Raw genomic sequence first — 20,597 nt, forward strand, 5'->3', positions numbered from 1 at the left:
CCCGGTAAGGATGGTTGGGAGCGGAATAAAAATTGTAACCCGTCCACGCAGAATTGAAATGTTCGGCTTTTAAATAGATACGCATTTGACTGATTTTAGCATTCACGAAAAAATCAAACCTTGGGAAGTTTCCATACTCCCGATCGTTTTGGACGTAAAATTCAGCTAGCAACGGATCATAACCATCCATTCTATAGTTAGTAAAATAACTAAAGGTGATTCCTGTTTGGAGAAATAGTGCGTTTTTAAAAAATCTATTGGAATACACCAACGTATTCCTAGTGGTTAGTTCGGGTAGATTAAATATCATACCATCGTCTTGTACGTTCTGATACATAATGGTGTTATATAAGGTAAACTTCCTAAAGAAATTAAATCCTTTCTCCCATTTCAGTTTTACGTAATTTATAGAAGCTCCTGCCTGAAATGGTTTCACCAAATCATCAACACCATCCTTCATATAATAGGTGTAGTCGTTTATATTGGTAAAGTCTACGGTGGCGGTTCCAAATAACTTAGATTGTACATGGAATCCGACTTGCTGTGTTTTAGTGTTTTTAAAACTGTTTTGCCAATTATAGTTCTTATAAACACTTTGATATAATTGGAAGTTATAGTTCGGTGCTTTGGAGTTGTGACTCACATGTGCACCAAACTCCAAATTATCGTTTAACTTATAAGAGGCATTTCCTAATAGATAGTTCCCATCAAAATCACCAACCACATTTAATCCCGCTTTGGCATCCAATTGGAAACCGTTTATAGTTTTATTATAAGAACCATTAACTGAAACAATATCTCCTTTTAGTCTGTTAGTAATATATTGACTATTAATAATAGTAACTTTATCATAACCATAGTTATAATTGCTGTAGCCTAAATTAATTTCAACGTCCCCTATTATATTATTACGGTAATTTAAACCTAATTCACTGTAGAAATTCTCAAGCGTTACCCGATCTCTTAACCCTTCGGGCTGAAAAGAGTCACCAAAGTATGCACTTTCCTTTTTTTGATTGTATTCATAATACTTATCTTCAAAAGATATTATATGATTTACACGCAAGGCATTTTTAGCCAAGGAATCGGTAGGTTTTATAATATAGTAATGATGATCTAAATGAAAACGTTTTCCCTTTAGCATGTTTTCGGCGTCTTCAAAATTAACAGCCAGTACACCTCGGTCTAAAAACTCCGGATTTCCAGATTCAAAATATGGGACATTATCATCTTGGATGCCTCCATTTTCCTGATTCATTAAATCTTGCATCACGATATGTGCATTGGCAAAGTAACGTTGGTTTTCTGTTTTGTAGCTACTTGTAAATCTGAAGTTACCGGTACTAGTCAATATATTCTGGTATTTCCCTAATGAACGGATCCCTTTATAAGCTATAGAAAAGTTAAACTGTGGAGACGTATTTACCGTGAAAAACGCATCTAGTTGGTGGCCTTGTTTAAAAGCTGTTTTATAATAAAGCTCGGTAAAAGGTGTAGGTACATGGTAATAATTGATATCTTCAATCTCCATATAATTATAATGACGCGCTCTTGCACCAAACAGAGGCATTAATTCATCCTTTTTATAATTATAACTTAGTGCATTGTAGCTTTGACCAACGTTAGAAAATGGGAGAAGCTCGAAATTATCACGACGCAAATAGTTAAACTTGTATTCTTTTTGAATAGTTAACGTTGTATCCACATAAGTGGTATCATTTTTATGAGATATAACAAGGTACTGCTCTATTTTAGCATCATAATTTTTAATATCCTTAATACTAGTGCTTTCGGTAGAACCTCTAGATAGAGAATCACCATACGGTCTGTTTCGGTCATCAATGTTTCTATTACTATCTAATGGTTGCAATACTTGGGCAACAACTAAATTTACACAAAATATTAAAAAAACGGATAAAATTATTTTCCTCATAATTATTTTTTCGACCTTGCAAATGTATATACAATTTATAATAACACCCTTGTATTAAGAATTATTTACATGCTAAAATTACAATATTCAAATTTTAAATACGAATGCGGCACAGATGAAGCTGGCCGAGGCTGTTTAGCGGGTCCAGTTACGGCTGCAGCGGTTATTCTTCCAGCTGATTTTAAAAACCTATTATTAAATGATTCCAAACAACTTTCTGAAAAGAAACGTAATATACTGAAACCTATTATAGAGGGCACAGCTTTATCTTTTGGTTTCGCACATGTTTATCCCACAGAAATTGATAGTATAAATATACTAAATGCTTCCATTTTAGCCATGCATCACGCTATTAATACTTTAAAAATTAGCCCAGACTTTATTATTGTCGATGGTAATAAATTTAAACCTTTCCAAGATATCCCTCATGAAACCATTATTAAGGGTGATGCCAAATTTTTGAGTATCGCTGCCGCTTCCGTTTTAGCAAAAACATATAGAGATGATTATATGGAAATGATTCATGAGGAGTTTCCTATGTATAATTGGAAACAAAATAAAGGGTATCCCACCAAGGAACATCGGGCTGCTATTAGAAAGTATGGTATAACAAAATATCATCGTACGTCCTTTAAGCTATTACCAGAACAACTAAAAATGCCGATATAACTTCGGGAGTATTCATTTTAAAGCTATTAATTATTTATGTAGTTTTGTACAAACGCCCTCTTCAATGAAAAATATTTGGTTTCTATGTGCTTTAAGTCTGCTTTTTTTAGGATGTAATTCTTCTGAAAAAAAAACACAATTAATGGATTACCTCAACAATGAAGCTGCTGTTATTATTAAGGTAAAAAATATTGGAAGCTTAAAAAGCAATATAAAAAACAATACTTTTCTCCAAGCTTTAGAAAAATCTAAAAGTTACGAGCACCTTTCTCGAAAACTGGATTTACTACAATATATAAAGACAGAAGACGATTTATACCTTTCTATATTTAATACGAATGATAGTTTAGATTATTCTATAATCACGAAGTTGAAACCGGATCTATTTCTAATTGACTCCTTACCGAACCGTAGTATTGAAGTATTAAAATACGAAAATCAAACCATCACCAAAAGTGCAGTGGGCGGACATGAGCTCTTCAGTGTTATAAAGGATAGTGTTTTTATAGCTGCATCATCAAAAGCTTTACTTCAGGCTTCGCTTAAAGGTGCTAAAATTAATTCGCAAATTAAAGAGCTTATCAATTCATCAAATAACGACAATCAGCTTTCGGTTTTTATAAACAAACGAAAAGATGGTCATATTAATAATTTTTTCATCAACGATAGTATCAATTCGCTAACCCTAACCGATTATTTATTCTTTGATGTGGGTATTGAACAAAGTGCATTAATACTTAATGGTGTTGTAAAATCTGCCGATTCTACTAAAAAACTAATCGATGTTTTTAAAAACACCAAACCACAAGAAAACAAATTGGCTACCATTACACCTGCAAATAGCGATGGTTTTTTAAGTCTAACTTTTAATGATTACACGCTTTTCAGTAAAAACCTCAACGCCTTCCGGGAAGTAGATTCTATCCAAACCACGGCGCTCATGGATAATGTAATTGAAATAGGCGTTATTTATGAAGGAGCCAATCGTGCTATTGTTTTAAATTCTTTGGATGTTTATATTACGAAAGATGCGCTACTGAACGATCAAGACATGATTGAAACTTATCGAGATATTGATGTTTTTAATTTCAGCCAACCAGAACTATTCAACAAAACATTAAACCCGTTTATTAATTTTAAAGATGCTAGCAAGTATTGTATAATTGATAATTTTATTGTGTTTTCCAACGATATAGAAATGCTTCATAATATTATTGCTAGTTATAAAAACCAAACTACGTATAGTTCCCGTAACCATTACCAAAGTTTGAAAGAACAGTTCAGTAATGAGTCCTCTCTTTTAAGCGTGGTAAATTCGTCCAGTTTAAACACAGTTATCAACAAAAACTTAAGTGATAGTTTAAATTTAAAGCTGGATGCCTTTGAATCAACTGGTTTACAGTTAATATACGACACAAATTTTGCCCATGTAAATATGGTAATTCAAAAAGGTAGAACGCGTGCTGTAGAAAATTCCGTAAGTGAAATTTCCGCGGTAAAAATTGATGCAGACATACTGAACAATCCACAATTAGTAACTAACCATATTACGAGTGAGAAGGAAATTGCGGTTCAAGATATTAAAAACAACTTATATTTAATTTCTAGTAGTGGAAAAATTCTTTGGAAAAAACAACTTCAAGGTCCTATTTTAGGAAGGATTGAGCAAATAGATATGTATAGAAACGGCAGACTGCAATTAGCTTTCGCCACTACCAATCGCGTTTATTTATTAGATAGAAACGGTAAAGACGTTAAAGCATTTCCATTAAAATTTAATGATCCTATTACACAGCCGCTGTCGGTGTTTGACTATGATGGGAACAGAAAATATCGTTTACTGATTACGCAAGGTAAAGAAATTTTCATGATTGATGAAAAAGGAGAAACCGTAGAAGGCTTTAATTTCAGTAAAGCTGATGGTGACTTGATTCACCAACCACAGCATATTAGAATTGGAAGAAAAGACTATTTACTATTTAAAACTGCCAATAAACTGCATATTTTAGATCGAGTTGGAAAAACACGTGTTACGCCAAAAGCGGATTATAACTTCTCTAAAGAAGCGGTTTATGAGTATAATGGTAATTTTGCAACAACAACATCCAAAGGGATATTTGTAACCATTGACTCCAAAGGTAACACGGCTTCCAAAGACTTAGGCTTAACAGATCTACACCATTTACAGACTACTACTAAAACACTTGTAGCTTTATCGGAAAATAGACTGACTATTAAAACAAACACTTACGAGTTAGATTACGGCAACTATAGTGAACCGAATATCTTTTATTTAAATGATAAAATATACGTGTCAGTAACGGATAAGCAAACCCAAAAAGTATTCTTATTTGATAGTAATTCAAAACTCCTTCAGAATTTTCCAGTTTACGGAACATCCGCTATAGATATGGCCAACATGGATAAAGGACCAAACCTAGAGTTTGTGACTAAAGGCGATAATAATACGGTTCTAATTTACCAGATAAACTAACTCATAATGAACAACTTGAGTTGAATAATATATTTTTTCATATATTACAGCTTAATGTGTTAACTTCTATAAAATTACACCATTAAGTAGCATACTTAAATTTTAAAAATATTATGAAAAAATACACAATTATTCTTTTAATGATGCCTTTATTATGCTTTACAAACTTAAGTTGTGAAGATAAAGATGACAATGTTATTGTAAACGAAGAACCTTTAACTTCCACAAATTATATTTATGAAGGCGATTTAAGAAAATTCTATCTACAGACAGAAATAGCCTATCTTGAAAATCAAATTGAAATTTGGAATGCTGTGACTCCTAATGACCCTGATTACCAAAACGCTCAAGAAGAGATATTTCTTGCTATTGCAGAAATTGAGACCAATAAGTTAGAAATTACAGGAATTGCTAACCCATCCGCTATCTTTGTAATTAAGCCACCGATTCTTCCACCAGTTCCAGTACCATCGCCATGTAATTGTTTAAATGTATACAATACAGCAAGAAATATTGTACTATTACCAAATACGGAAAACATAAGTATCACCATAATGTCCAATACTGATGAGTCCTTAATTGCTAGCACAAATAGCGATGTTAAGTTGCAAACTATACCAAACACAGGCAATAAAGGAAAATATCAACCTTTTATACCAGAAAAACCAAACTTTACGGGCGAAGCTTTTATTATAGTAGAAACTAATAACCATTCTTATACTATTAACTTAAATTTCCACAAACTTTAAATAAAAAAGTTTTAAACCTCTATTATAAGTGTAAATTAGTCTTTAGCAAAACTGAAGACTAATTTTTATGAAATCATCACTACTATTTTTGCTTGTTTTAGGTGCCTTCCAACTTGCCTTTTCTCAAGCCAATAACGATTCATTATATAGCGTAAACGTAACCAGCTTTTACGGAAAAGCCTATCAATACATATATTCCAAACAAGATTCCGCATATTATTATTTCAATAAAATAAATAAAGAAGCTCAAAAACATCATGATTTTGAAACTTTTATAAGTAGTACTTGCGCTTCAAACAAAACCGCAGCCTATTTTTACGATCTTGAAAAAATGAAACACAATTTAAGTGAATTAGATTCTGTGGTTTCAAAACATCATAAAGAATTAAAAGAATCACCACACTACCTATATTATATTAACACTATTGATTTTGACAGAGGCCTCTATTATTTTCGTTTAAATAACTATTCGCAATCAAGAGAAAATTTTACATCTATAATTACATCTATTGAAAGCTTAAAAGAAAGCGAACTCAATGTTAACCTCATAGATTTAATTACAAGTGCTTATAGCTTTATTGCTAAAATGTACACCAATGATGGAAAGTTTAATTTAGCAAAAGACTATTATGTTAAAAATATTCAATTTTTAGAAACAAAAAAGGCAGACGATATTAGTAAAATAAATAGAACCTATAGTTTATTGGCCGAAGTTTTAAAAAATCAAAACCAAATTGAATCTTCCAATGTGTATTTTAAAAAATCATTAGCGTATAACCTCAACAACCATGGAGGCTCGAATAATATTATTACTGAAGCAAATCATTTATTGGACAATTATTTAAGTCAATCTAAAACAGATAGTGCTTTTTATTATCTAGATATTATTAAGACGTATGTTGTCGAAAACGCTACTAAAGCAAACATTTACCACAAAGCAAAGGCAAAAATTCATGAAGCCACTAATAATTATAATTTGGCGCTACAAGAGCTTGAAGAAGTATTGGCATTAACACAAGAAAGATGGAAGGATAATCCACATAACGATGTTGCAATAGCTTACAAGAAAATAGGTGATTTACATAAAAAATTCAATAATTATGATAAGGCATTAGTTCATTATGATTTAGCCTTAAATTATTTAAAAAATGTAAATACCAATGACTTAAAGCAACAAACAGATTTAAAGCTGCTTAAAAACAAATCGGAAGTCTTAAATACTTTTGATTTACATACCCAAAGTTTGAAAATAACGCATCAAGCTTTAAAAATTCTAGATGATTTAAAACCTTCTTTTAAAAACAACGAGGACAAACTCTTTTTAATGGAAGAGGCTTTTCCTGTTTTTGAATCCGCTTTGGAAGCAAACTTTAAGTTATTCGCTGAAACCAATCAGGATTCATTAATTGATAGTGCCTTTTATTACTCTGAAAAAAGTAAAAGTGTTCTATTAATGGAATCAATTTTAAGCACGCGAGCTACAGAATTCGCGAATATTCCTAAAAAAATCACAGAACAGGAACAGGTTTTAAAATCTAGAATTACACATTTAGAGAAGGAATTGAATCAATCTAAAAAATCAGAACTAGAATCTGAATTATTTGAAGCTAAAAAAAGCTATAGAGAATTGGTTACCACTATTGAAACCGAATACAAATCGTATTTCGATTTAAAATATAACGCTAAAGTTATTACATTAAAGGAGGTTCAAGCCTTTTTAAATTCAGACACCGCATTAGTTTCTTATTTTTATGGTAATAATGCCATCTATAGTATTACTATAACAAAAAATAATAAATCTATTCAACGTATAATACGAAATCAAGAATTGGATGATGCTATTATTTCGGTTTATAATATGTTGAGTATACCAAAATCAGATCTGCAAGAACTGAATAAAATGTCAAACGAACTATATCTAAAAGTATTAGCCCCTAGTATTACTAATATTTCGGAGAAAAATGTGATTATTATAAGTGATGGATTATTAAATTACATTCCGTTTTCTAGTTTATCCATAAATGGATCTTCCCAATATGTTGTGGGAAATTATGCTATTAGTTATGTAAACTCTGCAACTTTGCTAAAACAGTTGTCAGAAAAAGAATCCATTAACACCAATGTTTTAGCATTTGCACCAAGTTTTAATAGCTTAAATAATACTAATTTACTGGCATTGCCTCATAATGAAACTGAAGTGGAAGGCATTTTAAATTTTTTTAATGGGGAAACTTTAACGGGTAGTCAAGCATCACTTCAAAATTTTAATAGCAAAAGCGCCAATTACGGTATTTTACATTTTGCCACACATGCTATTTTAGATGATATTAATCCCGAATATTCATATTTAGCGTTTCAACCAAACACCACAGAAAACAACCTATTATATGTAAGTGATTTGTACAACTTAAACCTTAACACGAGTTTGGTAGCGTTAAGTGCTTGCGAAAGTGGCATTGGAAACTTAAATCGTGGTGAAGGTTTTACAAGTTTAGCCCGCGGATTTTATTTTAGTGGCGCCTCCAGTATTGCCAGCACATTATGGAAAATTAATGATGCATCGTCCTTAAATATCATGAATAATTTTTATAAAAATCTATCTGAAGGAGACGATAAAAGCACCGCTTTAAACAAAGCACAAATGTCTTTTTTAAACGGCAACAGCCAAAATGCTTTGGCTCATCCATATTATTGGTCTGGTTTTGTTATATCTGGAAACACAAGTGCCATTGTAAAATCTAATAACACATGGGTTTGGTTTACACTGGCTGGTATTGGAGTTCTAGCTATAGGTTTTCTTCTAATTAAACGCCGAAAATCTAATTAAGCTTCTCTAGTAATTCTTTTGCTTTATCCTTGTTGTAAAAATGATTACTTATCAATTTCTCAAGATAAGTTATTGCCTGATCCTTATCTTTGGACTTGATAGCAATCAGCGCTAAATACCATGTGGACTCTCCCTGAAACTCATTATTTTCATCTAAAACTTGTTGAAATAAGCGTCTAGCATTTCCAAAATCTTCCAGACCTAAATAAGCTTGTGCTTTATAAAATGACATATATGATTTCTGACTAGTTTCTGGTATAGCATCAAACTTATCAATAGCTATTTGGTAGTTTCTTGTTTCGTAAGCAATAAAAGCTTCGCGTTCTATGGTATTAGAATCATCGCTTCTTGTAATAGTATAAACCGTATTTGGATATTCAGTAAAATTACTAGCATATAAATTAGAGTAATTTGTTCCGAAAATTGAATTGTAACCAAACCAACCTATTAATAAAGCTAAAGTAGCGGCAACAGCCAGATATTTGTAATTGAAAATAAATAGTTTTTTCGCATTTAAATTGCGCTCGAAACCTTTAAGTTTTGATTTCATTACATCCGACTCATGACTTTTTATAGCCTTTTTTAAATTATTTTCGTATTCAAATTCCGCTTTAAATTCTGCATCTGTTTCCAATAGTTTTCGAAAAACAACTTCCTGTTCAGCTGTTAAGCTGTTAGAAAAGTAGTGGTATAATAAATCTTGATTAGTCATTGCTATTGCTATTAATACGTTCTTTAAGGGTTTTCATGCATCGTGATTTTGCGCTTTTAACAACGTTTTCACTCGTATAGTCGCTTGCCAAAATAATATCCTTTATGGTATAACCACGGTAATAAAATAAAGTTAGTAATTCCTGACATTTTTTTCCAAGTGTGGAAAAGTGTTTTTTTAATAAGACTTGCTCTGTCGTTAATTCGTCTTGATCCAAATCGAATGACGCATCAACCAAGGTGTCGCGTTCTCTAATAAGCGACAAATCGAAATCGGGATTTATAGTCTTATTATTTTTTTTCATTTTATCAAAAATTAAATACTTTCCAATGCTAAATAAATAGGTTGAAATAGAACTTGTGAAGACTTCCACTTTACCTTGCATTACGTTATTATAGAAAATAATATAGGCATCTTGATACACATCGATTGTATCATCTTCCGATAAACGATACTTTCTAGCAAAATTTATAAACTTATCTCGATTGTCTTCATAAATACGTTTGAACAACAAATCGGAGCCCTCTTTTAAATCTTCAACAGTTATATTCTCTTGAACGCTTTCCATTTAATATCCTAAAATTAAAAAGGTTAACACACTTCTGCTAAAATAACTTATTTTAAGAAAAGACCCCCTACGATTTTTACAATTCTATATCTCTTTAAGATAAAAACAACTTTCATGTTAACCTAATTGAACAAACACCATTAAATGGTCAAACAAAAACATCTTATAATAATGAAAAACATGAATCAAATCAACCAAAACTCCTTTAGAAATTGCGCTTTTATTATAGCAAGTGCTTTACTATTCTTTATGAGTGCGAATATGCAAGCACAAATAGCCATTGGTGGTGGTTTGGGCTACAATGAAAAAGTTTCTGGTGCGGGTGTTACCGCCAAAGCTCAATTTAATATTACAAACGAGATTGCTATTTCACCAGGCTTTACCTATTTTTTCGGTACTGCGGTTTACGGTTTTAATCAAAATATGATAGCTGTTGATGTTAATGGCCATTACTTCTTTGATATTATGGACGATAAACTTAAAATCTATCCATTAGTAGGCCTTAACTTTTCTAGTTACAAAACAGGATACTCTAACTATTACTTCCAAACAAGCGAAGTTAGCAATAGCACTTTTGGTGCAAATATAGGAGCTGGTGCACAATATAAGTTTACAGAGAAATTAAGTGTGTATTTAGAGCCTAAATATGTAGCTAGTGAATTTGGGCAAGTTATAGTAAATGCAGGAATACTCTATCAGCTATAAGCCTCTCCTTATGTTATATTATTTGAATTAGTCTTCAACTTAAAAAGCCGGAAAGTAGTTTTCTGGCTTTTGTCATGAATTTAGTGAAAACTGATTTTAATATCGTTTTAAAAATAATTAAACTTTAGTAAGTAGAATATCTAAATAACTTAAACCGAGCTAAACACTTCGGTCTTTTTTATGTTTTATTGTTAACTTTTTTAAAAATCAAGCATTAAACGTGTAATTAAAAATCATTTAAATTTAAATATTATGAAAACACAAACAATTCAAACAGTTATCTCAAAAACAAAATTTGTGCTACTCGCATTTCTAATAGCTTTTAGTTTTGCATGTTCACCAGAAGATGGTAATGATGGTAATGATGGTGCAATGGGCGAACAAGGACCGCAAGGTGAACAAGGCCCTCAAGGAGATCAAGGAAATCAAGGACAAGATGCCTTTATTAATATTACATCAATTACCCCACCAGGCTGTCAAAGAGTTGCGAACGCCAATTCTGGTTACCAAAAAATTACAGATTTAGGAGATTTCACAAAATTAGAAAATTCTAGCTTTGTAGAAATTGATTACCAAACTAATTTTAGTGTAACATTTGGCACAGGGACGACCGCTGTTGTGTATCAACTTCGCGTAGATGATAATGCTACAACTTTAGGAAAGGCTACTTTAATATTAAAAACAACCAACACCAGTTTACCGGCGGTTATACATGGTGTTTTCCCTGGTTTAACTGAAGGCGATCATACCATAAGCGTATGGGTAAAATCTGTTAACGGAACTGCAACAAATGCTTACATTGACTCTGGTTGTTATAATTCTCATAATAATAATATTATTGTAAAAGAGTTTATGTAAATGAATAACTAGCCAATTTGAATACGCTATTATATAGCAATAATTTATTAAGAATTAAAAAACTGTTATATAAATACGTTATGTATCAATTTGGTTTAGACTCGTAATCTTACTAAAAAAATCCTGAAGGAACCGAAGCTAAACACTTCGGTTTTTTTTTATATCTATTTGAGGCGAATTGATTAGTATTGTAGTCTCAAATTTAATATTATGATATCCCGCAAAAACGCTTCCATTTCTAAATGTATTATCCACAAAGTAGGTAATAAACACAACAGTACTAAAAATGCTTTTTCAGAAAAAGAAGTCATTTTTGATGAAGCTAGTTACGAGCTTATGTTACCGTTTTTATTACGACCATTCGCATCGGCCGTGCAGTCGTATCGCTTTAATCACCATGCAGATATTGCATTGAATGAAATAAACACCTACAGCGCACAAGTTTTTGCAGATGAAGAAAACTTCATTGAAACCTCACAGAACATTGTTAAGCATTTGTTTGAACAATCCAACTCGGCACAAATAAAAACGGGTGATGTTTTAGTAGTCCTTTTTGAAGGTGTCGAGTTTAATGAAATAACCACAAACGCCATTGGCATTTTTAAAATTGAGAATAAAGTCAATTTCTTTCAAACCTATTTAGAGGATAATAGTTATGATGTATTGGTTCAAAAAGGTATTAGCAGTAAAAAAGTAGATAAAGGTTGTTTAATTCTAAATCAAAGTGATACTGAAGGTCGCATTATTTTTAGTGCAGATAATAATGATTACGATACGCAATATTGGATAAATCATTTTTTAAACATTAAATATGCCGATGATTCCAATAGTCACACCCAACAATATATTGAGTTATGTAAAGATTTTTCGGAGGATATTTTAAAAATATCTTATGGTAATCAAGAGCGCAATACTTTTTTAGCAAAAACCATTGATTTCTTTAAAGAGCACGAAATCGTAAATGTGGAAACTTTTAAAGATGAATTGTTTGAAGAAGACAAACACAAAACCTTATTTGACGATTATAAGAAAACTTTTGAAGGCGAGAAAAATCTGGTGATTCGAAACCAGTTTGATGTGGCTGAATTAGTAGTAAACAAAGAGAAGAAAAAGATAAAAACCGATATTAAACTCGATACCAATATTCAGATTAAGTTGGATATTGATGCACCTGAAGCATCTAGCGAATATTTAGAACGCGGTTACGATGAAGAAAAGAAAATGCATTATTATAAAGTGTTTTTTAATACGGAAGGTTAATTGATTGGTGATTGGTATTAACCGTTTTTAGTTATCAATTTCATTATTACAAAATAACAAATATTGGTCTATTTTCTGATGTTAAGTTATTCCAATAATCTTCAAAAACATTAGAACTCATCAAAAGATAATAATACGGCTTCATTAGAATCCAAATTTTCTAACCCGCTCTCATATGGATAAAAACTTGATACTGATATCGTCACTTATTTATAAACTTTACTATTTAAACTAACTGCACAAACATTCAAGGTTGGTAATGTATTTTTACTGACTTGAAGATTTTTAGTTAATATACGACTCCATTCCATAAAGTTTACAGAACTACCCGAATAGTCTTTAAAGAAATTTATTAAAAAAGCGAAAATTTCATTTTCAAAATTGTAGATTTAGGTTTAAACAGATTATTATTCTTATGAAAAAAACACTTCAAATAAGTAATGGTGTAGCATTGGTTTCTACCATTATCATTAATTACTTATCAAATACCGGTAGAATTAATTCTACAACCATAGGAGAGGTTTCAAAAGAATTAAATTCGCTTTTCACACCTGCAGGTTATGCATTTTCTATTTGGGGTTTTATTTATTTACTCCTTATAAGCTTTATTATTTATCAGGGTCGTAGTTTGTTTGTAAAAGTAAAAAACAACGATTTCATTTTAAAAACAGGCTGGTGGTTTGTAATTTCCTGCATGGCTAATAGTGCATGGGTATTTGCTTGGCTATATGGTTATACCGGATTATCCTGTGTATTCATTTTTATTTTGCTAATATCACTTCTTAAAATTGTCTATGCCAATGCTATGGAACTTTGGGATGCACCGCTTCCTACGATTGTATTTGTATGGTGGCCCTTTGTGTTTTATAGCGGTTGGGTAACAGTTGCAAGTATTGCAAACGTATCTTCCTATTTAATAAAAATTAATTGGGATGGATTTGGTATTTCTCCTGTAACATGGACACTTATTATGATTGGTATTGCTACTTTAATTAACCTGATTATCACATGGAAACGCAATATGAGGGAATTTGCATTAGTTGGTTCTTGGGCATTAGTTGCCATTGCTATAGCCAACAAAATGGAACATGAAACTATATATGTATCAGCACTTATTGCAGCTGCTATTTTACTGATTAGTTCGGGTGTTCACGGATTTAAAAATCGTGCAACGAATCCATTTAAAAAATTCATGGAACATCGGGAAGGTAAGTAACTTAAGATTCAACTGATGCTGACTCCAAGATAAAGGTCGATTCAAAAAGTTTTGAAAAATGCTTCAAAAGTTTCTCTTTTACATCATTTTCATTTACTTTTTGCATTCCTAATTCTACATTTAAAGACGTTACCGCTTTCCCTTTAATACCACAAGGAATCATATGATCAAAATAACCCAAATCAGCATTCACATTTAAAGCAAATCCATGCATAGTAACCCAGCGACTCGCACGAACGCCCATAGCGCAAATTTTTCTAGCAAAAGGCGTTCCCACGTCTAGCCAAACTCCAGTTTCACCTGGACTGCGCTCCGCTTTAAGATCGTATTCCTCTAACGTTAGAATAACCATTTCCTCTAAAAAACGTAAATACTTATGGATATCTGTAAAGAAGTTCTCTAAATCTAAAATAGGATACCCTACAACTTGACCTGGGCCATGATAGGTAATATCGCCACCACGATTCACTTTATAAAATTTGGCGCCTTTTTCTTCTAACTGGGTTTCAGTAATTAATAAATTAGATACATCGCCACTTTTACCAAGCGTATAAACATGCGGATGTTCTACTAACAAGAAATAATTTGGCGTTTCTAGATTAGCATCCTCTCGCCTATTTCTAACTTTAGCATCAACAATGCCCTGAAACAAAGCTTCTTGATATTCCCAAATTTCTTTGTAATCGCGTTGACCTAGTTCTTGTAAAGTTATCTGCTTATTCATATTAAGCAAAATTACAATAAATTATTCTGAATTTTGAATATCCGGTAACTAGCATTTAAAAGAGATACATTTTGCTAAAAACTAATATTGCTCACTGAACACTACCTATTCGGATTATTCAAAATAACTAAAGCAGCGATAACGCCTGGCACCCAACCACAAATCCAGAGGATAAAAACAATTAGAATGGAACCACAGCCTTTATCCAAAACAGCTAAAGGTGGACATAAAATAGAAAGCAGCACGCGCCAAAAACTCATATTATAATTGATTTAATGATTGATGTACATATAGGACTCAAAAAGCTCCAAAACGTTACAATCAATTTTACTATAATATATTGAAATCCTAATGAATAGTAATTATCTTTGTTGATTAGAAAAAAAACAATCAATTTATATATATGTCGCATTTATCAGAGGTAGAAATCGTAAGAAGAGAAAAGCTTGCCAAGTTACGTGAGTTAGGAATTAACCCATATCCAGCAGATTTATATCCTGTAGAAGAAACTTCGAAACAGGTTAAACAGCATTTTTCTGAAGGTAAAAAAGTGATTATTGCTGGACGCTTAATGACTCGACGTATTCAGGGTAATGCTAGTTTTGCCGAGCTACAAGATAGCGCTGGTCGCATTCAAGTATATTTTAATCGCGATGAAATTTGCACAGGAGACGATAAAACCAAGTACAATACTGTTTATAAAAAGCTATTAGATATCGGTGATTTTATAGGTATTGAAGGCGAACTTTTCACGACCCAGGTTGGCGAAAAAACCGTTATGGTAAAAAACTTCACCCTCTTAAGTAAAGCGTTAAAGCCTTTGCCACAGCCACGTGAAGATGCTGATGGAGAAATTCATGATGCTTTTACAGATCCAGAGCTACGTTATAGACAGCGTTATGTAGATTTAGTTGTAAATCCTCAAGTAAAAGACGTGTTTGTAAAACGCACCAAATTATATTCGGCCATGCGTAACTTTTTTAACGACGCTGGGTATATGGAAGTAGAAACACCTATTTTACAACCAATTCCAGGAGGTGCTGCCGCTAAACCATTTATAACGCATCACAACACTTTGGATATGCCGTTATATATGCGAATTGCAAACGAGCTTTATTTAAAACGTTTAATCGTTGGTGGTTTTGATGGTGTTTACGAGTTTTCTAAAAACTTCCGTAACGAAGGAATGGATCGTACGCATAATCCCGAGTTTACCGCTATGGAAATTTATGTATCCTATAAAGACTATAACTGGATGATGGATTTCTGTGAGAAATTACTAGAACATTGTGCAATTGCTGTAAATGGAACATCTAAAGCAACCTTCGGTGAACATAATATTGATTTTAAAGCACCCTATGCACGAGTAACTATGGCCGAATCTATTGAGCACTTTACAGGATTTGATATTACTGGGAAATCAGAAAACGAAATTCGCGAAGCCGCAAAAGGTTTAGGAATTCCAGTAGACGACACCATGGGTAAAGGAAAATTAATAGATGAAATTTTCGGGGAAAAATGTGAAGGCAATTATATTCAACCTACATTCATTACCGACTATCCAAAGGAAATGAGCCCACTATGCAAAGAGCATCGTGACAATCCAGAATTAACAGAGCGTTTTGAACTGATGGTTTGTGGTAAAGAAATTGCAAACGCGTATTCAGAATTAAACGACCCTATTGATCAGCGCGAACGTTTTGAAGATCAGTTAAAATTAGCAGCAAAAGGTGACGATGAGGCCACAGAGTTTATTGATTACGACTTTTTAAGAGCGTTAGAATACGGTATGCCACCAACATCAGGCATGGGAATTGGTATGGATCGCTTGATTATGTATTTAACCGATAATCAATCTATTCAAGAAGTTTTATTTTTCCCACAAATGAGACCGGAGAAAAAGCCTATAGAAATTAGTGAGGATGCTAAAGCAGTTTTAAATATATTAGCAACATCAGAAAAAATTTTATTAGACGATTTAAAAACCGCCTCCGGATTAAGCAATAAAAAATGGGATAAAGCCATTAAAGACTTAACTAAAAACAAAGTCGCCCATGTTGAAAAAACAGATGATGGCCTATTTGTAAAGGCTCTATAAAACAACAACGAAAACTAAAAAGAACTGTGTGAAAGCAGTTCTTTTTTATTTTAAAATAAGTTGATACCTTTATACGCTAATTCATTAGTTATGAATACACTATTATCGTCAACTTACACCAATCTCATCAAAAGGACATTAATACTTCCTATTGTTGCGTTTATAGCGATAACAGCATTAGTTTTTATACTTTGGCATAAATCGGTTCAGGATTATCAGGTTTGGGTAAAACAACATATACAACAAGCTGGAGATAATAGCACACAAGAATTTATTACTATTATAAGATCGGAAATAATTAAGGTTAAGAACCTAAAAAAAAGAATAGAATTCACCGATGGAAGCCATCATCAGTATTGGGATATTGATGCTAACATGATATTAGAACAATCCAATTCCATTAAATTTATTGAATGGATTGACTCCACCATGGTTATTAAAAAAATAACGCCATTAAAAGGTAATGAAGGTGCTTTGAATCTTGATGTTTCAAAAATAGATTATAGAAATAAGGAATGGAATTATCATGCCCAAGATAGTAGCATAAATATAACACCTTGGTCCGAAATGACTCAAGGAGGCAAGTTAATACTAGTTGATGTACCTGCTTATTATTCCAATAAATTTCAAGGAACTGTAACGGCAGGCATGGACTTTACAGAAGACTTTAATAAATACTCAAGCAGGCTTCACGATTATTGCATAGAAATAAGAGATACGGAAGGTACCGTAATCTATGAATACAACATGGATAAAAAAGCCAAGACTGACAATAAGCTCACTTACAATAACCAAGTTGTTATTAATAATCTGAATCATCATTTTTGGAGCTTAAAGCTCTACCCTACTAACGATTTATTATTTTTAACAAATAAGCGAACTCAAATTAATTCAACACTATTATTTGGTGTTATAATGTCATTGCTTATAAGCATGCTTATTTACTTTTATTTGAAATCTTTAAAAGCCACATCTCGCGTTTTAAATATAAACAGAAAGTTAGCCAGTGTTAATATTCGCCTTATTAAAGAAAAATTAAAGGCGGAAAAAGCTTCCAAAGCTAAGACAGATTTCTTATCGAATATGAGCCATGAAATACGAACACCACTTCATGCTATTTTGGGTTTCATTCAGGTTTTAAAAGGTAGTATTCTTCAAGAAAAAGATAAGGAGTACGTTGAACTAATGGACAAGTCATCAAACAACCTGCTAGCTATTGTAAACGATATACTTGAAATACATAAAATAGAATCTGGCAATATACACGTTGATGAACATTTATTTTGCCCTTCGACAAAACTAAAGGAGTTGGTGGAGACTTATGAATATCATTTTAAAAAGAAAGGTCTTTATTTAAAATTGATTATAAAAGATTCTTATGGGTTGAATGTTTTAAGCGACATGAATAAATTCTCACAAATTATAACTAACCTATTAAAAAACGCTTTAAAATTCACCAATAATGGTGGTATTGAAGTCACGTATACCGAAAAGAAAATTGCAGATAAGCTAAAAATAGTAATGCACATAAAAGACACTGGCATTGGAATTTCTAAACATAAAATAGCTACGATATTCGATCGATTCACCCAAATAGAAAGTAGTTTTAAAAAACAACATGAAGGCAGTGGTCTTGGTTTGGCCATTAGTAAAGATTTCGCAAGATTACTAGGAGGAAACATAACCGTTCAAAGTTCATTCAATGAAGGCAGCACTTTTACATGTACAACATTCCTTAATATTAGCAATAAAAACACCTTTAAAAACGATGAAACATTTGAGAATTTAAAAATGCCATATCTTAAAGTACTAGTTGTTGACGATAATAGTATTAATGTTATTGTTGTTAGAAAACTATTGGAAGATATTGGTATTCATGTTGATTCAGTTACAAATGGCGAAATGGCTATTAAAAAGTTTAGAGCAAATAAATACGACCTAATTCTAATGGATATACATATGCCACAAATGGATGGGTGTGAAGCAACAGAAATTATTAGAAAAGAAGATCATAAAATTCTTATTATAGGCCTATCTGCTAACGTAACCACTACAGCTATACAAAAAGCACTAGACAGTGGAATGACAAATTATATAACTAAACCCTTTACCAAAGAAAGACTTTACAAGATTCTTCTAAGTTATTTTGGTTAAAACCAAATTAAAGTATCAAAAACATGATAATTTACCTTTAAAATATGTAATTTTAGTAACATTGACGTTACTAACACCTTCTAAAATGAAAAGGTCTATCATGTTATTTCTAGGTAGTTTAACAATTGCATATTTCACATGTGCACAAACTATCAATTCCAATAAATCAATTATTGCGTTTGAAATTGGGGCAGTTGGTTTTTTTAATGTGAATGGTACCTTTACCGGAATGACAGGTGATTTTAATTTTAATGAATCAGAATTAGAAAGCTCTAATTTTAATATTTGCGTAGATGCTAAATCCGTAGATACCGAAAACGCGGAACGAGATATCGATTTGCGGTCTGATATTTTTTTTGAAGTTGAAACCTATCCAACTATTTGTTATAAATCGGATTCGATTTCCAAAACTAATGAAGGCTATGTTACAACGGGAAGTTTAACTATTCGAAACGTCACTAAAATAGTTAGTATACCATTTACGTTTAAAAATAATACATTTAAAGGCGAACTTGAAATTAACCGTTTAAATTATAACATCGGTGAAGATTACGGAACTTTTCGCGTTGGTAAATCAGCTACCGTAACCATCACCTGTGTTTTAAATTAATTAATCGCGAATTAACGGCATTGTACTGCAACGCAACAAACCTTCTTGTTTAGCAATTTCAGCATAAGGAACTTCTTCCACAGTCATACCATTATCACGCAACCAAGTATTTAAGCGTGTAAAATTTTTCTCGGAAACAACAACATCTTCCGAAATTGAAAACACATTACTATTCATATTATACATTTCATCGCGTGTAATATGAAATAGATTCTCTTTCCCAATTAAATCTACTAAATACATATAATCACTTTCCTCACGGAATCCACTTTTATAAATAATACCCTTTCCTTTTCCTATAGGTTGAAAGCAACAATCCAAATGTAGCGCATTGTCACGTGGTTCTATTTTCGATTTCACTAAATCGAATTCCTTTACAATTTTATTTGGAAACAAATCTTTAATAAATTGCACACCTGCCATATTGGTTCTAGCTGTGATATAGTTTTTATAATCACTTCCTTTGTAAGTTCCAACAAAAACGTGATCATTATAAAGCATAACATCGCCACCTTCAATATGAGCTTCTTCTGGCGGACGCACTACTTTTTTAAGATCTATTTGATCTATAATATACTGAACTGCCTCCAACTCTTCTTCACGATTAGGGAGAATATTGGCTTTAACAAACACATCATCGATTACAAAAGCAATGTCACGCGTAAAAATCTGATTGCAATCCTTGATTAATTCTGGTCTATAAATTTTAACATCGTATTTCTTGAAAATATCTTCAAAAGCCTGAATTTCTTTTACCATATCAGCTTCTATTGGATACGTTCCAGCTTTAATATGCTCTAATGATTTCGGATCATACGCCTCACTTTCGTCAGGAGTTGGTCCATTGCTAATTGCTGTACCTAAGACCACGGCACGTAGTCTTGATGTTTCATTATTTACTTTAAGTTTTATCATAATATTGTAAACCTAATTAATTTATATTTTAATGGTGATTTTTATCTTAAATATGAACAAAAAAAAGCTTCATAAAAAAATGAAGCTCTTTAATATAATAAAAAT

At 32.0% G+C, this 20,597-nt stretch carries 17 protein-coding genes; 11 read left to right on the forward strand and 6 right to left on the reverse strand.

Features of this window, described 5'->3' with window-relative positions; all coding sequences use genetic code 11:
* Positions 1–1,933, reverse strand: a 1,933-nt coding sequence (locus BZARG_RS04250) for a putative porin (RefSeq protein ID WP_040288010.1), incomplete at its 3' end; no start/stop codon positions are given.
* A gap of 69 nt (positions 1,934–2,002) precedes the next feature.
* On the opposite strand from BZARG_RS04250, the gene BZARG_RS04255 reads away from it, so the two are divergent.
* The 4 genes from BZARG_RS04255 (at position 2,003) to BZARG_RS04270 (ending at position 8,672) form a co-directional block, all read left to right on the forward strand.
* Positions 2,003–2,602, forward strand: a complete 600-nt coding sequence (locus BZARG_RS04255) for a ribonuclease HII (protein WP_008635831.1) — start codon at positions 2,003–2,005, stop codon at positions 2,600–2,602.
* A gap of 64 nt (positions 2,603–2,666) precedes the next feature.
* Positions 2,667–5,096, forward strand: coding sequence for a hypothetical protein (locus BZARG_RS04260; RefSeq protein WP_008636058.1), 2,430 nt, complete (start codon positions 2,667–2,669; stop codon positions 5,094–5,096).
* A gap of 113 nt (positions 5,097–5,209) precedes the next feature.
* The gene (locus tag BZARG_RS04265) at positions 5,210–5,845 is read left to right on the forward strand and encodes a hypothetical protein (RefSeq protein WP_008635985.1); all 636 of its coding nucleotides are present in this window, start codon (positions 5,210–5,212) and stop codon (positions 5,843–5,845) included.
* Between the two features lie 67 nt (positions 5,846–5,912).
* Entirely contained in the window at positions 5,913–8,672 is a 2,760-nt protein-coding gene (locus tag BZARG_RS04270; protein WP_008635951.1) for a CHAT domain-containing protein, read from the forward strand.
* Here BZARG_RS04270 and BZARG_RS04275 read toward each other — a convergent pair.
* Both BZARG_RS04275 and BZARG_RS04280 read right to left on the reverse strand, forming a co-directional pair.
* Complete coding sequence (locus tag BZARG_RS04275) at positions 8,665–9,384, reverse strand: tetratricopeptide repeat protein (protein ID WP_008635998.1); 720 nt, start codon at positions 9,382–9,384, stop codon at positions 8,665–8,667. The two genes, BZARG_RS04270 and BZARG_RS04275, sit on opposite strands and share 8 nt — an antisense overlap.
* Complete coding sequence (locus tag BZARG_RS04280; RefSeq protein ID WP_008635825.1) at positions 9,377–9,952, reverse strand: RNA polymerase sigma factor; 576 nt, start codon at positions 9,950–9,952, stop codon at positions 9,377–9,379. Before BZARG_RS04280 ends, BZARG_RS04275 begins: the two co-directional genes overlap by 8 nt.
* A 180-nt stretch (positions 9,953–10,132) precedes the next feature.
* Here BZARG_RS04280 and BZARG_RS04285 point away from each other — a divergent pair, with 180 nt between their 5' ends.
* The 4 genes from BZARG_RS04285 to BZARG_RS04300 all read left to right on the forward strand — a co-directional run bounded on the left by BZARG_RS04285 (position 10,133) and on the right by BZARG_RS04300 (position 13,991).
* Positions 10,133–10,657 (forward strand): outer membrane protein, encoded by a 525-nt coding sequence (locus BZARG_RS04285; protein ID WP_237702575.1) that lies wholly within the window; start codon positions 10,133–10,135, stop codon positions 10,655–10,657.
* A 252-nt stretch (positions 10,658–10,909) separates the two neighbouring features.
* On the forward strand, positions 10,910–11,515 hold the full coding sequence (locus BZARG_RS04290) for a collagen-like triple helix repeat-containing protein (protein WP_008635781.1): 606 nt from the start codon (positions 10,910–10,912) through the stop codon (positions 11,513–11,515).
* A gap of 210 nt (positions 11,516–11,725) precedes the next feature.
* Positions 11,726–12,775, forward strand: coding sequence for a nucleoid-associated protein (locus BZARG_RS04295; RefSeq protein ID WP_008635806.1), 1,050 nt, complete (start codon positions 11,726–11,728; stop codon positions 12,773–12,775).
* Between the two features lie 415 nt (positions 12,776–13,190).
* Entirely contained in the window at positions 13,191–13,991 is an 801-nt protein-coding gene (locus BZARG_RS04300) for a hypothetical protein (protein WP_008635962.1), read from the forward strand.
* A gap of 1 nt (position 13,992) precedes the next feature.
* Here BZARG_RS04300 and lipB read toward each other — a convergent pair whose 3' ends face one another.
* Positions 13,993–14,715, reverse strand: a complete 723-nt coding sequence (lipB, locus tag BZARG_RS04305) for a lipoyl(octanoyl) transferase LipB (RefSeq protein ID WP_008635892.1) — start codon at positions 14,713–14,715, stop codon at positions 13,993–13,995.
* Positions 14,716–14,816: 101 nt separating this feature from the next.
* Positions 14,817–14,975, reverse strand: coding sequence for a YqaE/Pmp3 family membrane protein (locus tag BZARG_RS15435; protein ID WP_008635865.1), 159 nt, complete (start codon positions 14,973–14,975; stop codon positions 14,817–14,819).
* 143 nt (positions 14,976–15,118) lie between these two features.
* Here BZARG_RS15435 and lysS point away from each other — a divergent pair, with 143 nt between their 5' ends.
* The 3 genes from lysS (at position 15,119) to BZARG_RS04320 (ending at position 19,577) form a co-directional block, all read left to right on the forward strand.
* Positions 15,119–16,813, forward strand: coding sequence for a lysine--tRNA ligase (lysS, locus tag BZARG_RS04310; RefSeq protein ID WP_008635879.1), 1,695 nt, complete (start codon positions 15,119–15,121; stop codon positions 16,811–16,813).
* 90 nt (positions 16,814–16,903) lie between these two features.
* On the forward strand, positions 16,904–18,967 hold the full coding sequence (locus BZARG_RS04315) for a response regulator (protein ID WP_008635869.1): 2,064 nt from the start codon (positions 16,904–16,906) through the stop codon (positions 18,965–18,967).
* An 85-nt stretch (positions 18,968–19,052) separates the two neighbouring features.
* On the forward strand, positions 19,053–19,577 hold the full coding sequence (locus BZARG_RS04320; protein ID WP_123766875.1) for a YceI family protein: 525 nt from the start codon (positions 19,053–19,055) through the stop codon (positions 19,575–19,577).
* Here the strand turns inward: BZARG_RS04320 and BZARG_RS04325 are convergent, their stop codons facing one another.
* The gene (locus tag BZARG_RS04325) at positions 19,578–20,492 is read right to left on the reverse strand and encodes a dimethylarginine dimethylaminohydrolase family protein (RefSeq protein WP_008636047.1); all 915 of its coding nucleotides are present in this window, start codon (positions 20,490–20,492) and stop codon (positions 19,578–19,580) included.
* Positions 20,493–20,597 lie beyond the last annotated feature (105 nt).

Origin of the sequence: Bizionia argentinensis JUB59, assembly GCF_000224335.1 — a bacterium.
Lineage (GTDB): Bacteria > Bacteroidota > Bacteroidia > Flavobacteriales > Flavobacteriaceae > Algorimicrobium > Algorimicrobium argentinense.

Bases quoted from the DNA above. Each gene is read 5' to 3' on its own strand.
- BZARG_RS04255 (WP_008635831.1), top strand. From the start codon at position 2,003: ATGCTAAAATTACAATATTCAAATTTTAAATACGAATGCGGCACAGAT.
- BZARG_RS04260 (WP_008636058.1), top strand. From the start codon at position 2,667: ATGAAAAATATTTGGTTTCTATGTGCTTTAAGTCTGCTTTTTTTAGGA.
- BZARG_RS04265 (WP_008635985.1), top strand. From the start codon at position 5,210: ATGAAAAAATACACAATTATTCTTTTAATGATGCCTTTATTATGCTTT.
- BZARG_RS04270 (WP_008635951.1), top strand. From the start codon at position 5,913: ATGAAATCATCACTACTATTTTTGCTTGTTTTAGGTGCCTTCCAACTT.
- BZARG_RS04275 (WP_008635998.1), bottom strand. From the start codon at position 9,384: ATGACTAATCAAGATTTATTATACCACTACTTTTCTAACAGCTTAACA.
- BZARG_RS04280 (WP_008635825.1), bottom strand. From the start codon at position 9,952: ATGGAAAGCGTTCAAGAGAATATAACTGTTGAAGATTTAAAAGAGGGC.
- BZARG_RS04285 (WP_237702575.1), top strand. From the start codon at position 10,133: ATGAATCAAATCAACCAAAACTCCTTTAGAAATTGCGCTTTTATTATA.
- BZARG_RS04290 (WP_008635781.1), top strand. From the start codon at position 10,910: ATGAAAACACAAACAATTCAAACAGTTATCTCAAAAACAAAATTTGTG.
- BZARG_RS04295 (WP_008635806.1), top strand. From the start codon at position 11,726: ATGATATCCCGCAAAAACGCTTCCATTTCTAAATGTATTATCCACAAA.
- BZARG_RS04300 (WP_008635962.1), top strand. From the start codon at position 13,191: ATGAAAAAAACACTTCAAATAAGTAATGGTGTAGCATTGGTTTCTACC.
- lipB (WP_008635892.1), bottom strand. From the start codon at position 14,715: ATGAATAAGCAGATAACTTTACAAGAACTAGGTCAACGCGATTACAAA.
- BZARG_RS15435 (WP_008635865.1), bottom strand. From the start codon at position 14,975: ATGAGTTTTTGGCGCGTGCTGCTTTCTATTTTATGTCCACCTTTAGCT.
- lysS (WP_008635879.1), top strand. From the start codon at position 15,119: ATGTCGCATTTATCAGAGGTAGAAATCGTAAGAAGAGAAAAGCTTGCC.
- BZARG_RS04315 (WP_008635869.1), top strand. From the start codon at position 16,904: ATGAATACACTATTATCGTCAACTTACACCAATCTCATCAAAAGGACA.
- BZARG_RS04320 (WP_123766875.1), top strand. From the start codon at position 19,053: ATGAAAAGGTCTATCATGTTATTTCTAGGTAGTTTAACAATTGCATAT.
- BZARG_RS04325 (WP_008636047.1), bottom strand. From the start codon at position 20,492: ATGATAAAACTTAAAGTAAATAATGAAACATCAAGACTACGTGCCGTG.